At 71.4% G+C, this 14,584-nt stretch carries 11 protein-coding genes; 5 read left to right on the top strand and 6 right to left on the bottom strand.

From position 1 onward, the window contains the following. Positions 1-104 precede the first annotated feature (104 nt). On the top strand, positions 105-1,856 hold the full coding sequence (locus AB0G47_RS01645; RefSeq protein WP_360762931.1) for an NAD+ synthase: 1,752 nt from the start codon (positions 105-107) through the stop codon (positions 1,854-1,856). Between the two features lie 18 nt (positions 1,857-1,874). Here AB0G47_RS01645 and AB0G47_RS01640 read toward each other — a convergent pair whose 3' ends face one another. The 4 genes from AB0G47_RS01640 to AB0G47_RS01625 form a co-directional block, all read right to left on the bottom strand. After that, positions 1,875-3,086, bottom strand: a complete 1,212-nt coding sequence (locus AB0G47_RS01640) for an MFS transporter (protein WP_360762928.1) — start codon at positions 3,084-3,086, stop codon at positions 1,875-1,877. 144 nt (positions 3,087-3,230) lie between these two features. Then, positions 3,231-4,256 (bottom strand): endonuclease/exonuclease/phosphatase family protein, encoded by a 1,026-nt coding sequence (locus tag AB0G47_RS01635; RefSeq protein ID WP_360762925.1) that lies wholly within the window; start codon positions 4,254-4,256, stop codon positions 3,231-3,233. Positions 4,257-4,429: 173 nt separating this feature from the next. Beyond that, positions 4,430-5,029 (bottom strand): TetR/AcrR family transcriptional regulator, encoded by a 600-nt coding sequence (locus tag AB0G47_RS01630; RefSeq protein ID WP_360762923.1) that lies wholly within the window; start codon positions 5,027-5,029, stop codon positions 4,430-4,432. Between the two features lie 76 nt (positions 5,030-5,105). Beyond that, positions 5,106-6,698 carry an MFS transporter gene (locus AB0G47_RS01625; RefSeq protein ID WP_360762920.1) on the bottom strand — a complete coding sequence of 531 codons (1,593 nt, stop codon included), beginning with the start codon at positions 6,696-6,698 and terminating at the stop codon, positions 5,106-5,108. 195 nt (positions 6,699-6,893) lie between these two features. Between AB0G47_RS01625 and panB the strand changes: the two genes are divergently transcribed. The 3 genes from panB to AB0G47_RS01610 all read left to right on the top strand — a co-directional run bounded on the left by panB (position 6,894) and on the right by AB0G47_RS01610 (position 9,864). Next, the gene (gene panB / locus AB0G47_RS01620) at positions 6,894-7,778 is read left to right on the top strand and encodes a 3-methyl-2-oxobutanoate hydroxymethyltransferase (RefSeq protein WP_266867667.1); all 885 of its coding nucleotides are present in this window, start codon (positions 6,894-6,896) and stop codon (positions 7,776-7,778) included. A gap of 236 nt (positions 7,779-8,014) precedes the next feature. Then, entirely contained in the window at positions 8,015-9,037 is a 1,023-nt protein-coding gene (locus AB0G47_RS01615; protein ID WP_360762915.1) for an ATP-binding cassette domain-containing protein, read from the top strand. Beyond that, positions 9,034-9,864: an ABC transporter permease gene (locus AB0G47_RS01610; protein WP_360762912.1), complete on the top strand. Its 831-nt coding sequence runs from the start codon at positions 9,034-9,036 to the stop codon at positions 9,862-9,864. The genes AB0G47_RS01615 and AB0G47_RS01610 overlap by 4 nt, the downstream gene beginning before the upstream one ends. A gap of 29 nt (positions 9,865-9,893) precedes the next feature. Here AB0G47_RS01610 and AB0G47_RS01605 read toward each other — a convergent pair whose 3' ends face one another. Then, positions 9,894-13,229: a BTAD domain-containing putative transcriptional regulator gene (locus AB0G47_RS01605; RefSeq protein WP_360762910.1), complete on the bottom strand. Its 3,336-nt coding sequence runs from the start codon at positions 13,227-13,229 to the stop codon at positions 9,894-9,896. Between the two features lie 293 nt (positions 13,230-13,522). Here AB0G47_RS01605 and AB0G47_RS01600 point away from each other — a divergent pair, with 293 nt between their 5' ends. Then, the gene (locus AB0G47_RS01600; protein WP_360762907.1) at positions 13,523-14,326 is read left to right on the top strand and encodes a site-2 protease family protein; all 804 of its coding nucleotides are present in this window, start codon (positions 13,523-13,525) and stop codon (positions 14,324-14,326) included. 3 nt (positions 14,327-14,329) lie between these two features. Here AB0G47_RS01600 and AB0G47_RS01595 read toward each other — a convergent pair whose 3' ends face one another. Further along, the gene (locus tag AB0G47_RS01595) at positions 14,330-14,578 is read right to left on the bottom strand and encodes a hypothetical protein (RefSeq protein ID WP_360762904.1); all 249 of its coding nucleotides are present in this window, start codon (positions 14,576-14,578) and stop codon (positions 14,330-14,332) included. Positions 14,579-14,584: the final 6 nt, after the last annotated feature.

Here is a 14,584-nt window from a genome sequence, read left to right as displayed (position 1 = left end):
CCGGCACTCCGAGGGAGACGCCGGGCCCGCCGGGCCGCCGACGTGGGGCGCCCCACACCCGCCGGAGGGGGCATCGCGTCGCTTTGACGATTACACTGGGCCGCGTGCCTCAACTACGCCTCGCCCTGAATCAGATCGACTCGACGGTCGGCGATCTCGCCGGGAACGCCGAGGCGATCGTCCATTGGACCCGGCACTCCGCCGAGCAGGGGGCGCACCTCGTCGCGTTCCCCGAGATGGCGCTGACCGGCTACCCCGTCGAGGACCTCGCGCTGCGGCCGTCCTTCGTGCAGGCCTCGCGGGACGCGCTGCGCGCGCTCGCCGCGCGTCTTGCCGACGAAGGCTTCGGAGAGCTGCCGGTCGTCGTCGGCTATCTCGACCGCACCGAGGAGGCCAAGCCGAAGTACGGCCAGCCGGCGGGCGCCCCGCGCAACGCCGCCGCCGTGCTGCACCGCGGCGAGGCCGTGCTCACCTTCTCCAAGCACCACCTCCCCAACTACGGGGTCTTCGACGAGTTCCGCTACTTCGTGCCGGGCGAGACCCTGCCGATCGTGCGGGTGCGGGGCGTCGACGTGGCGCTGGCGATCTGTGAGGACCTCTGGCAGGACGGCGGCCGCGTGCCGGCGACGCGCACCGCGGAGGCGGGCCTGCTGCTCTCCGTCAACGCCTCGCCGTACGAGCGCAACAAGGACGACCAGCGGCTGGAACTCGTCCGCAAGCGCGCCCAGGAGGCGGGCTGCACCACGGCGTATCTCGCCATGATCGGCGGCCAGGACGAGCTCGTCTTCGACGGCGACTCGATCGTCGTGGACCGGGACGGCGAAGTCATCGCGCGGGCGCCGCAGTTCGCCGAGGGCTGCGTCGTCCTCGACCTGGACCTGCCCGCGGCCGGTGCCGTGCCGTCGGGCGTCGTGGACGACGGCCTGCGCATCGAGCACGTCACGGTGTCTCAGGAGCCTCTCCCCGCGTACGAGCCCGAGCTCACCGGCGGGTACGCGGAGCGGCTCGACGACGACGAGGAGGTGTACTCGGCGCTGGTCGTGGGCCTGCGGGCGTATGCCGCGAAGAACGGCTTCAGCACCGTCCTGATCGGGCTGTCCGGCGGCATCGACTCCGCGCTCGTCGCGGCGATCGCCTGCGACGCGCTCGGCGCGCAGAACGTGTACGGCGTGGCCATGCCGTCCCGCTACTCCTCGGACCACTCCATCGGCGACGCGGAGGAGCTGGCCCGGCGGACGGGGCTGAACTTCCGGACCGTGCCGATCGCGCCGATGTTCGACGCGTACATGGGGTCGCTCGGCCTGACCGGGCTCTCCGAGGAGAACCTGCAGCCGCGGCTTCGCGGCACGATGCTGATGGCGATCTCCAACCAGGAGGGCCACATCGTGCTGGCACCCGGCAACAAGTCCGAGCTGGCGGTGGGCTATTCGACGCTGTACGGCGACTCGGTCGGGGCGTACGGGCCGATCAAGGACGTGTACAAGACCCTGATCTTCCGGCTCGCCCAGTGGCGCAACCGCGCGGCGGTCGAGCGGGGCCAGACCCCGCCGATCCCGGAGAACTCCATCACCAAGCCGCCGAGCGCCGAGCTGCGTCCGGACCAGGTGGACACGGACTCGCTCCCGGACTATCCGGTCCTGGACGCGATCCTGGAGATGTACGTCGACCGGGACCAGGGCGCGGACGCGATCGTCGCCGCCGGGTACGAGCGGGAGCTGGTCCTGAAGACCCTGCGGATGGTCGACACCGCCGAGTACAAGCGCCGCCAGTACCCGCCGGGCACGAAGATCTCCGCCAAGGGCTTCGGCAAGGACCGCCGCCTCCCGATCACCAATCGCTGGCGGGAATCGGTCTGAGCCTGGGGGCCTGCGGGCCTACCGGTGGGACGGCTCCGGGTGCGGGCAGTGGGAGGCGACGAGCCGCTCGCTGCCCGCCACCGGCGCCCGCAGATCCACCAGGTACGCCACCCCGGCCACCCCGAGGCCGAGAACAGCCAGCGCCGCGCCCGTCACCGCAGGGGACGTCACCCCGAAGCCCGCGGCCAGCGCGAGGCCGCCGATCCACGCGCCCCCGGCATTCGCGAGGTTGAACGCCGCCTGGTTGGCGGAGGAGGCCAGGGACGGGGCGGCCGACGCCTTCTCCATCACCATCAGCTGCAGCGGCGAACCCGTCGTGAACGCCGCCATGCCAAGGAGCATCACGGCCAGCGCGGCGCTCCACGCGGCGCCCATCAGCAGCGGGAACAGCGCGAGGACGACCACCAGCGACGCAAGGCCGCCGAACAGCGTCCCCCGCAGCGAGTGGTCCGCCAGGCGCCCGCCCAGCAGATTGCCCGCGGTGGCGCCGACACCGAACAGCGCGAGCAGCAACGTAACGCTGGATTCGGCGTAGCCCGCCGCGTCCGTGAGCATGGGCGTCACATAGCTGTACGCCGAGAACAGCGCCCCGAAGCCCGCGACGGTCGTGCCGAGCGCCAGCCACACCGGAACGCTGCCGAGCGCCCTGAGCTCTCCGCGCAGGCCGCCGCGCTCTCCGTGGCCGTGGTCGGCGGGGACGAGCAGGGCGAGCGCCGCTATCGCCGCGATGCCGATCGCGCTGACCGCGAGGAACGTCGCGCGCCAGCCGAGCTGCTGCCCCATCGCGGTGGCCACCGGCACGCCCACGATGTTGGCGACGGTCAGGCCGAGGAACATCAGGGAGACCGAGCGGGCCTTGCGCTCGGGGGCGACGAGCCCAGTCGCGACGACCGCGCCGACGCCGAAGAACGCGCCGTGCGGAAGTCCGCTGAGGAAGCGGGCCGCCATCAGCCAGTGGTAGTCGGGGGCGGCGGCCGACAGCGCGTTGCCCGCCACGAAGAGGACCATGAGGCCGATCAGGACACGACGGCGCGGCATCCGCGCGGTGACCGCGGCGAGCAGCGGGGCGCCGATGACGACGCCGAGGGCGTACGCCGAGACCAGGTGTCCGGCGGTGGGGATGGAGATGTCCAGGTCGTCCGCGACATTGGGCAGCAGGCCCATCATCACGAACTCGGTCGTACCGATGCCGAAGGCGCCCACGGCTAGGGCGAGCAGGGCCAGGGGCATGAAGAACCTTCCGGGGGAGCGCAGGAGGGGGATGTGTTCCGTAAGTTTACGTACGGAACAAAGCCTCTCAGGCCCGGTATTCCGTGAGGTTAAGAGCGGATGTGCGGTGCACTAAAGGGGTGCACCAAAGGGGTGCACCAAAGGCTAAAGGTCGACCCGCGCCGCGATCGGCAGATGATCGCTGCCCGTCTCCGGCAGCGTCCACGACGACACCGGCTCGACGCCCTTGACCATGATCTGGTCGATCCGCGCCATCGGGAACGACGCGGGCCAGCTGAACCCGAAGCCGTCGCCCGCCGCGCCCTGCGTGGAGCGCATCTGGGAGGTGACCGCGTTCAGGGCGCGGTCGTTCATCGTGCCGTTCAGGTCGCCGAGCAGCACGACCTTGGAGACCTGCTCGTCGGCGATCGCCTCGCCGAGCGCGTCCGCGCTCGCGTCACGCTGGTTGGCGGTGAAGCCCGCGTCCAGCTTGACCCGCACCGACGGCAGATGGGCGACGTACACGGCGACCTCGCCCTTGGGGCTGTTGACCGTGGTCCGCATCGCGCGGGTCCAGCCGAGCTTGATGTCGACGGGCTTGGTGCCGGTCAGCGGATACTTGCTCCACAGGCCGACCGTGCCCTGCACCGAGTGGTACTTGTAGGTGCCGGCCAGGGCCTTCTCGTACGTCGGGACGGCGTCCGCCGTGAGTTCTTCGAGGGCCACGACGTCGGCGCCGGACGCGGCGACGTCACGGGCGGTGCCCGCCGGGTCCGCGTTCTCCGCGTTCACGTTGTGGGTGGCGACGGTGAGGTCGCCGCCGGTGCCGGAGGACTTGGTGGTGATCAGACCGCCGAAGGAGCCCGTCCAGATCACCGCGGGCAGCAGCACGGCGATCAGCGCGGTCGCGGACTTGCGGACGATGCCGATGACGAACAGCACGGGGATCAGCACGCCGAGCCAGGGCAGGAACGTCTCGATGAGGCTGCCGAGGTTGCCGATGCCGTTCGGGATCTGTGCGTGGAAGAGCATCACCAGGGTGAGCAGCACCGCGACCGCCGCGGTGACGATCCCGCGCCGCCAGATGCCCGGGTCACCGCGCCACCCGTCGACCAGGCGCCGGAGCCGGGACCCCTGGCGGCCGGGCTCCGAGCCGCCGCTGCCCGTCTCCGTCACATACGCCTGCGCCATACGCTCGTCGCCTCAACTCTGCCGTGCAACCGTCTTCGCCCCTGAAACCCTAGGCGATGATCGGGTGTCCTCCCCGCCGTCCGTGACGGCCGTACGGGACGAGGACGAGCGGCGCGGCACGGCAGGTTCCACATCCCCCCGCACAACGGGCCGCTGTGACGAAACGCGCACATTCACCCCGTGGGCCGCAGCCCGTCGAGAACGGCGTCGACCATCCGCTCGGCGAGGTCCTCGTCGAGCGGCGCGTCGGAGCGCATGACGGTGCGCACGAGCATGGGTCCGACGAAGAGGTCGTTGGCGAGCATGATGTCGACGTCGGCGCGCAGTTCGCCGTTCTCGACACCACGCCGCAGCACGTCGAGCATGACGCGGCGCTGCGGCGCGACGACGGTGGCGTGGTAGGCGTCCCACAGCTTCGGCAGGCTCTTCATCTGCGCGAACACGTTGTGCAGCATGGCGGATGCGCGCATGTTCACGCCGCGCCTGCGCATGTGGTCGAGGAGGGTGATGAGATCGCCGCGCATCGATTCGCCCGCCAGCTCGGGCGGCGGGTCGTCCACCGAGCGCAGGATGTCGACGAAGAGCTCCTCCTTGCCGTTCCAGCGCCGGTAGATGGTGGCCTTGCCGACGCCGGCGGTGCGGGCGATCCGCTCGATGGAGAGCTCCGCGAGCGGCACGCCCTCCTCGATCAGCTTCAGTACGCCCTCGATGATGGCCCGCTCCACGGCCTCGCTGCGGGGACGCCCCCGGACACCTCTGGCTGTGTGGACCACATCTGCTCCGTCTCTCGTATCCGGCGTATCCGGCGTACCGCCAGGCCGATTGTCCCTTCCCGGCCCGGCGCCCCGGTCAACGCCCCGCGCCCACCGGCTCCGCCTCCTTGTGCTCCGCCTCCGGCTCCCGCGGTGCGCGGCCCGGCAGGAACAGGGCGGTGATCACGACGCCGAGCAGGGCGACGCCCGCGCCGCAGAGCGCGGTGATGTGCATGGCGTGCAGGAAGGAGTCGTGGGCCGCGGACACCAGCGGTTCGCCGCGCGGGCCGAGCTCGGCCGCGACGCCGAGCGTGGCCTCGATGGACTCGCCCGCGGTGTGCCGCACCCCGGCGGGCAGCAGGGTGAGCTTGTCCTCGACGCCGCTGCGGTAGGTGGCCGAGAGGACCGAGCCCAGGACGGCGATGCCCAGGGCGCCGCCCACCTGGCGGAAGGTGTTGCTGAGCGCGGAGGCGGAGCCCGCCTTCTCGCGGGGCAGCGCCTGCATGATGACGACGCTCGCAGGCGTCATGATGTGCGCCATGCCGGTGCCCATCAGGAAGAAGATGACCTCCAGGATCCAGATCGGCGTATCGGCCTCAAGGACCGTGAAGGCGGCGAGCATCGCGGCGATGGTGAGCAGCCCGCCGGTACAGACGGCGCGGACGCCGAAGCGGTCGACGACGAGGCGGGCGCGCGGCGCGAAGATGAGCTGGGCCGCGGCGAGCGGGAGCATCAACAGGCCGGTCTGCAGCGGTGAGTAGCCGCGCACACTCTGGGTGTAGAAGACGGCGAAGAAGGTCACGCCCATCAGCGCGAAGAAGACGAGCGCGAGGGCGCTGATGGCCGCCGAGAAGACCCGGTTCTTGAAGTACGAGATGTCGATCGACGGGTGGTCGCTGCGCTTCTCGTACAGGACGAAGACGACGAGTACGGCGAGGCCCGCGGCGACCGTCGCCAGGACCGCGGGGTCGGTGAAGTCGGCGAGCTGGCCGCCCTTGATGATGCCGTAGACGAGCAGCACGAGGCCGACGATGGACAGGCCCACGCCGACCAGGTCGATACGGCCCGGCTTGGGGTCGCGGGAGTCGGGCACGAGCCAGATCATCAGCCCGATCGCGAGGATCACGATCGGCACGTTGACCAGGAAGACCGAGCCCCACCAGAAGTGGTCGAGGAGCACGCCGCCGGTGATGGGGCCGATCGCGATGGCGAGGCCGACGCCGCCCGCCCAGATGCCGATGGCCTTCGGCTGCTCGTCGCGCTCGAAGACGTTCATCAGGACGGCGAGCGTGGCGGGCATCACGAAGGCGGCGCCGAGGCCCATCACCGCGCGGAACAGGATGAGTTGGACGGGCGAGCCGGACTCGGCGGCGAGCGCCGAGCCGATGCCGAAGACGGCGAGGCCCGCGATGAGGACCTTCTTGCGGCCGATGCGGTCGCCGAGCAGTCCGGCGGTGAAGAGCAGTCCCGCGAAGACCAGCGTGTAGGAGTTGATGGCCCATTCCAGGTCGCCCTGGGTGGCGCCGAGGCCGGTGGGGGCCGGGGTCGAGATCGTCTTGATGGCGACGTTCAGGATCGAGTTGTCGAGCACCACGATCAGCAGGCTCAGCATCAGGACACCGAGGATCGCCCAGCGGCGCCGGTGCACGGCTTCCGGTATGCGAGGGGTGGTGACGGCAGGAGAAGTCATGTCCCTCACCCTAGAACCATTTCGATACGAGACCGTCTCGTATTGGAAAGAATTTACCCGCGGCCCGGTGCGCGCCGCCCGGATGGGCCGGATCACGCGGGGGTGCACTAGCCGCCGGGCGGCACACGGTGCCACCATGGAGGTGATCCGGGGACGCCGTGAGGGCGCCTCGAGATGAGAGAAGGAGCCGTTGCGATGACGCAACTTTCGGCTGCCCAGAAGCCGGCAGAGGGTGCCGCCCAGAAGTCCGACAGCAGCAAGGCGCTGTACGGGGGCAAGAGCACCCGCCGCATCACCGTCCGGGACATCACCGCCGCCAAGGAGCGCGGCGAGAAGTGGCCCATGCTCACCGCGTACGACGCGATGACCGCGTCCGTCTTCGACGAAGCCGGCATTCCCGTGATGCTGGTCGGCGACTCGGCGGGCAACTGCCACCTCGGCTACGAGACGACCGTGCCCGTCACCCTCGACGAGATGACCATGCTGTCCGCGGCCGTCGTACGGGGCACGTCACGTGCCCTGATCGTCGGCGACCTGCCCTTCGGGTCCTACCAGGAAGGCGCGGTCCAGGCCCTCCGTTCGGCGACCCGCCTGGTCAAGGAGGCCGGGGTCGGCGCGGTGAAGCTGGAGGGCGGCGAGCGCTCGCTCCCCCAGACCGAGCTGCTCGTCTCATCGGGCATCCCCGTCATGTCCCACCTCGGCCTCACCCCGCAGTCCGTGAACACCATGGGCTACCGCGTGCAGGGCCGCGGCGACGAGGCGGCGCACCGGCTGCTCAGCGACGCGAAGGCCGCGCAGGACGCGGGCGCGTTCGCGGTCGTCCTGGAGCTGGTCCCCGAGGAACTGGCCGCCGAGGTCACCCGCTCCCTGCACATCCCGACCGTCGGGATCGGGGCCGGCGCCGGGTGCGATGCGCAGGTCCTCGTCTGGACGGACATGCTGGGCCTCACCGGCGGCAAGATGCCGCGCTTCGTGAAGCAGTACGCGGATCTGCGGGGCGTCATGAGTGGCGCTGCGCGGGCGTTCGCCGAGGACGTGGTGGGCGGTACGTTCCCCGCGGCGGAGCATGCCGTGCACTAGAGCCATCGCGGCACCACCGGCAGCCCGTCGATCATCCCCCGTCGACGGGCTGTCGCATTTCTTTCGCCGCTTCGCGGCGGTTTTCCCGCCCACCCACCCGATTGCCCGGCGTCGGCCAAGGGGACGGATGCCGGTGAACCGGTGGGTGGGCGGGAAAGATCCACCGCGAAGCGGCGGCACAGGCGCTGTCGGCAGCCTGTCGGTGGTTTGTCGGTGGCGGATGGCACCTTGAGTGCATGACGCGAATCGACAAGAACCCCGGAGGCGCAGCGAGCGCCATCACCGTGCGGGGGCTGGTCAAGCACTACGGCGAGACCAAAGCACTGGACGGCGTGGACCTCGACGTACGCGAAGGAACGGTCGTCGGCGTGCTCGGGCCCAACGGCGCCGGCAAGACCACCCTCGTACGCTGCCTGTCCACCCTCATCACCCCGGACTCCGGCCTGGCCCACGTCGCCGGGTACGACGTGGTGAAGCAGCCCCGCCAGCTCCGCCGGGTCATAGGCCTCACCGGCCAGTACGCATCGGTGGACGAGAAGCTCTCCGGCCGCGAGAACCTGTACATGATCGGGCGGCTGCTCGACCTGTCCCGCAAGGACGCCAGGTCAAGGGCCGACGGCCTGTTGGAGCGGTTCTCGCTCACCGAGGCCGCAGGACGCCAGGCCAAGACGTACTCCGGCGGCATGCGCCGCCGCCTCGACCTCGCCGCCTCGATGATCGGCAGCCCGGCCGTCCTCTACCTGGACGAGCCGACGACCGGCCTCGACCCCCGCACCCGCAACGAGGTGTGGGCCGAGGTCAAGCGCATGGTCGGCGACGGCGTCACCGTGCTGCTCACCACGCAGTACATGGAGGAGGCCGAGCAGCTGGCGTCCGAGCTGACGGTCATCGACCGCGGCAAGGTCATCGCCAACGGCCGCATCGACGAGCTGAAGGCGAAGGTCGGCGGCCGCACCCTGCGCATCCGCCCGGCCGACCCACTGGAGCTGCGCCCGCTGGCGAACGCCCTTGACGACCTGGGCCTGACCGGCCTCGCCACCTCGACCGTGGACACCGAGACCGGCACGGTCCTGGTGCCGATCCTCAGCGACGAGCAGCTGACCGCGGTGGTCGGCGCGGTCACCGCGCGCGGCATCGTGATCGGCTCGATCGCCACCGAACTGCCCAGCCTGGACGAGGTGTTCCTCTCCATCACCGGCCAGAAGGCCAGCACCCCGCAGGACGCCCGTCCCGCCGAACTCGAGGAGGTCACCGTATGAGTGCCACCACCGCAACGGCCCCCCTCCCCGGGGCCGGCCAGGCCGACGGCCGCATAGGCCTGCGCGGCCACGTGCGCCACACCGGCGCCCTGGTCCGCCGCAATCTGCAGTGGATCCGGGCCGATCCCGAGTCGATGTTCGACGCGGTGCTCATGCCCATCGTCTTCACGCTGCTGTTCGTGTACGTCTTCGGCGGCTCCATCGGGCAGGCGCTCGGCGGCGGTCAGGACGCGTATGTGCAGTACGTGGTGCCGGGCATGATGGCGATGATGTCCCTGAACATCGCCATGGCCGTCGGCACGGGCTTCAACCAGGACTTCCAGAACGGCATCATGGACCGCTTCCGGACCCTGCCGATCGGCCAGGGCTCGGTCCTCTTCGCCAAGATCGTGGTGGAGCTGATGCGGATGCTCGTCGCGACGACGATCATGATGATCGTCGGTGTCCTGGTGGGCTTCGACATCACCAACTGGAGCGGTCTGTTCGCCGCCGTGGGCCTGACCGCGCTCTTCGGCTCGTCCGTCATGTGGATCTTCCTGGTCCTCGGCGTCACCATGAAGAGCGCCCAGTCCGTGCAGGCGATGGGCTTCCTGGTCCTGATGCCGCTGCAGTTCGGCTCGTCGATCTTCGCGCCGACGCAGTCCATGCCGGGCTGGCTCGAGGCCTTCACCGACTACAACCCGCTGTCCACGCTCGCGGACTCCGCGCGCGGCCTGATGGTGGGCGGCCCGGCCGCACACGACGTGTGGGTGACGATCGGCTGGGCGGTGGGGCTCACGCTGGTGATGGCACCGATCGCGATCCACAAGTTCCGTACGAAGAGCTGAGCGACACAGAGCGCTGAGCGCGCGGCGCCTCAGTCGATGTATGTGTCGCAGAGGGCGGCGGCTTCCTCGATGGAGAGGCCGCCGCCCTCCGCGTACGCGGCCTCGTACGCGGCGTCACCCAGCGCGGTGCGCGCCGCCTGGACGGCGGCGGCCGTGATGTCGCGCTCCAGAGCGGCCGGGAAGTGGCCGGGCGGCAGGTCCCGCTGGGCCGCGCCGATCAGCCGGGCGGCGTCGCGGGCGTGCCGGCCGCCGTCGACCCCGGCCAGGGCGCGGGCCGCGATGGTGAGGTGAAGGGACGTCACATGCGGCGCGATCATCTTGGTCAGCGGGTCGATGGACTTCTCCACGGCCACCCGCGCCGTGGCCAGGCCCTTGGTGTGCAGGCCGTCCTGGGTGTCGAGCCAGGCCTCGGCGCCGAGCATGAAGCTGTCGAAGACCGCGAAGTCGGCGACCTTGAACTCCTCGCGCAGCAGCCTCAGTTGCTCGCGGGCCTCGGCGGTGCGGCCGGTGCGGCCGAGCAGGTCGACGAGGAAGAAACGGGCGGTGGGCATGGACTCGGAGTGACCGCCCTTGGCGTCGCGGTCCGTCACCCCCCACAGCAGTTCCTCGCCCCGTTCCGGCTGGCCCGCCTCGACGAGGACCGCGCCGAGGCGGGCCGTGAGCACGGTCGCCTGCGCGGGCGCGCCGAGCTGCTCCGCATACTCGATGGCGGCGCTGAAGTCCTCGGCGGCGCGGTCGAAGGCGCCCCGCCGCTCGTGCGCCTCGCCGCGCGAGGAGAGCGCCTCGGCCATGCCCCACACATCGCCGAGCCGGGTGAAGATCTCAAGGGACTCGTCGGCGTCACGGCCCGCGGCGCCGGCCCGGTCCGTTCGGTTGGCGAGGATGTTGGCGCGCTGCTGCAGCGCCGAGGCGAGCTCCCACTCATAACCGCGCTCCCGGCAGGTGGCTATGGTCGCGTCGCTGATGGTGTGCAGCTGGGACGCGTCACCACCGAGCAGCACCGCGAAGAACCAGAAGCTCCCCGGCGACCAGCAGGTCTGCGGAAGGCCCGGCCGGTACGCCTCCCTGATGCCCGCCAGCTTCTCGGCGGCCTCGGGGGTCTGCCACGCCTCCAGGTTCATGTCCATGCAGGAGAGCTGGATGAGATGCACCCCGCGCCGCGCCTCCGCGAGCACCTCGGGGCGCATGGGGAGCGGGGCGTCCGTGCACCGTTCGTAGAGCGGCTCCACGGGTGCGACCGGGCGGGCGAAGGGGTCAGGCCCCAGAGCGACGACATCGCGGGACCAGTTGCGGGTCTCGATGCGCAGATCGCGTATCTGCCAGAACCAGGACAGCGAAAGGACGAGACAGAGCGCCTCCTGCTCGTCCCGCGCGGCGACGGCGTGCCGCAGGGCGGTGCGCAGATTCTCGTACTCGCACTCGAGCCTGTCGACGGCCGCCCGCTGGCCGCTGCCGCGCAGCAGCGGTTCGGTGACGCGGGCGAACTCCCGGAAGTACACCAGATGCGCCCGCTCGGCGGCCGCCCGGTCCCCGGCCTCGTCGAGGCGCTCCGCCGCGTACTCGCCGACGGTCTCCAGGAGCCGGTAGCGCATGCCGCCAAGCGGCGCGGGGGCGGCGACGACGAGGGACTTGTCGACGAGGGAGCCGAGCACGTCGGCGACATCGGCGGGATGGCTCCCCGGGACACCGGCGATCGCCGCGCACACCGCCTCCGCCGCCGCCAGGTCGCAGCCGCCCGCGAAGACGGAGAGGCGGCGCAGGACGGTCCGCTCGGGTTCGTCGAGCAGGTCCCAGGACCAGTCGACGACCGCGCGCAGGGTCTGCTGGCGGGGCAGGACCGTGCGGGCGCCGTTGGTGAGGAGGCGGAAACGGTCGTCGAGGCGGTCGGCGATCTGCCGCGGGGTGAGCATCCGCAGCCGGGCCGCCGCCAGTTCGATGGCCAGCGGAAGGCCGTCGAGCCGTCGGCAGATCTCGGCCGCCGCCGACCGGTCGTCCTCGATGCGGAAGCCCGGCCGTGCCGCCGCGCCGCGGTCGGCGAGCAGCCGCAGCGCCGTCGGCTCCGGGAGGGGTTCCACGGGGCGCAGCAACTCCCCCGGCACGCCCAGGGGTTCACGGCTGGTGGCGAGGACCGTGAGGCCGGGGCAGTGTGCGAGCAGCTGCTCCGCGAGGCGGGCCGCGGCGTCGATGACGTGCTCGCAGTTGTCGAGGACCAGGAGCATCCGGCGGGGCGCGCAGTGCTCGGTGAGGCGTACGACGGGGTCGTCGCCGTGCCGGTCGGACACCGCCCGCATCTCCTCGGCGCCGGCGCCGCGCAGCACCGTCTCGCGGGCGCCGAGCGCGGTCAGGACGGCCTCGGGCACCGCGTCCGGGTCCTCCACCGGGGCGAGCTCGGCCAGCCATACGCCGTCCGGCTCCGTGTCGGCGACGGACTCCGCGGCCTCCTGCGAGAGCCGGGTCTTGCCCGCGCCGCCGGGCCCGAGCAGCGTGACGAGGCGGGCCCGCTCCAGGTCGCCGCGGATGGCCTCGATGTCGGCCTCCCTGCCGACGAAGGAGGTGAGCCTGGCGCGGAGGTTGCCGGGGGTGTGCGGGCGGCTCGCGGGTGGCTGGGTCCGGGGCGGTTCGGTCCCCGGCGCCGTGTAGTGCAGCAACTCCTCGTGGAGGGCGCGGAGTTCGGGTCCCGGGTCGGCGCCTATGCGGTCCGCGATGAGGCGGCGTACGCCGTCGTAGGCCGCGAGGGCCTGAGCCGGGCGGCCCGCGTCGCGCAGCGCCCGCAGCCGCAGGGCCTGCAGCGGCTCGTCCAGGGGGTGGCTCTCGCACAGGGCGGTCAGCTCGGGCAGTGCCTGCTCGGGCCGGCCGAGCGCGAGCGCCGCCGTCAGCCGGGCGCGGCGGGCGTCGAGGCGGCGGGCCTCCCAGCGGGACGCCTGCGCGGTGCGGTCGGGCAGATCGGCCAGGGGCGTGCCGCCCTGCCAGAGCGCCAGCGCGTCGTCCAGGGCCGTCGCCGCCTTCTCGGCGTCGCCGTCCTCGAGCGCGCGGGTGCCTTCGTCGGCGAGGCGCTCGAAGCGGTACAGGTCGATGTCGTCCGGGGCCGCGGCGAGGCGGTAGCCGCCGTCGGCCGAGGTGATCGCGGCGGCGCCGATGGCTCTGCGCAGGCGGCCGATCAGCGCCTGCAGCGCGGCGGGGGCGTCCGCGGGCGGGTCGCCGTCCCACACCTCGTCGACCAGGGCGGATACGGGGACGGTGCGGGGGGCTCGTAGGGCGAGGACCGTGAGGAGGGCGCGCAGCCTTGGCCCGCCGATGGGGGCCTGGGTCCCGTCGGTGTGGAATGCCTGGGTGGTGCCGAGGATTCGGTAGCGCACGGGGTCCATTGTCTCTGGTGTCTTGGGTTGCGGTGGCGGTGGCGGGTGCCGGGCCGTGGGTGGGGCCTCCGGCGGTTCCTTCCCCAACCCCGCCCCTTCCCGAAGATTCCGGCTTCGCCGGCCGTGTGCGTACCGCAGATCACCGGCTTCGCCGAGTTCGTCCTCAAACGCCGGACGGGCTGAAAAATTCAGCCCCTCACCCTCCCCGGAACTCCCCACCCCGCGCGAGTCGTTTTCGGCGTGTGCCGGGGTACGGTCCCGTACGACAACCGGCCCCACCGCCATCCCAGGAGCCCCGCCCCATGACCACCGCTCCCGCCCGACGCAGTGACTCGCGGATCAGTCCCGTCTTTCTCGGGATCGCCGCCGTCACCGCGGTCTCCGGCTGGGCCGCCTGGACCGGATTCGCCGACAACCCGGGGCTCGCGGTCTTTCTCTTCGTGACGGCCGCCTGGATCGTCTCGCTCTGTCTGCACGAGTACGCGCACGCCCGCACCGCCCTGCACAGCGGCGACATCTCCATCGGGGCGAAGGGGTATCTGACCCTCAACCCGCTGAAGTACACGCACGCCCTGCTGAGCATCGTGCTTCCGGTGCTCTTCGTGATCATGGGGGGCATCGGCCTGCCCGGCGGGGCGGTCTTCATCGAGCGGGGCCGGATCAGGGGGAAGTGGAAGCACAGCCTGATCTCTGCCGCGGGGCCGCTGACGAACGTGCTCTTCGCCGTGGTCTGCACGGCGCCCTTCTGGCTGGACGCGCTCTCCGGCGTCCCGGACACCTTCCGGTACGCGCTGGGCTTCCTCGCCCTGCTCCAGGTGACGGCCGCGATCCTGAACTCGCTGCCCATCCCGGGCCTCGACGGCTACGGCGTCATCGAGCCGTGGCTTTCGCACAAGATCCGCCGTCAGGTGGAGCCGTTCGCGCCGTTCGGCCTGATCGCGGTCTTCGGCATCCTGTGGATCCCCGAGGTCAACGTGGCCTTCTTCGACGCGATCGACGCGATCCTGCGCGGACTCGGCGTCAGCGAGTGGGACACGTACTGGGGCCTTGAGCTGTACCGCTTCTGGGACGGGGCGCCGGACATCCCGGAGGTCGCCGGCCCGTAGCCGTCAGCCCGTGGCGGCGGCGTCCCGCTCGATCTTCGCGCGCCGCAGGTAGTACCACGCCATGTTCGACGAGAGCCCGGCGATCAGCACCCAGACGATGCCGAGCCAGTGGCCCTGGACGAAGGAGACCACGGCCGCGACGACGGCGAGGGCGCAGACCGTGAGGGCGTAGAGAGCGAGGCGGGGCATGGGGGTCGGCTCCTGATCGGATGTCGGGGTGCGTCGTGACGTACGCCCTCCAGTGTCCCCCATGCCCGT

Source organism: Streptomyces sp. NPDC021622 (assembly GCF_040640795.1).
Classification (GTDB): domain Bacteria; phylum Actinomycetota; class Actinomycetes; order Streptomycetales; family Streptomycetaceae; genus Streptomyces.
The sequence above is the reverse complement of the archived record's forward strand: the minus strand, read 5'-3'. Positions and strand labels throughout refer to the sequence as shown.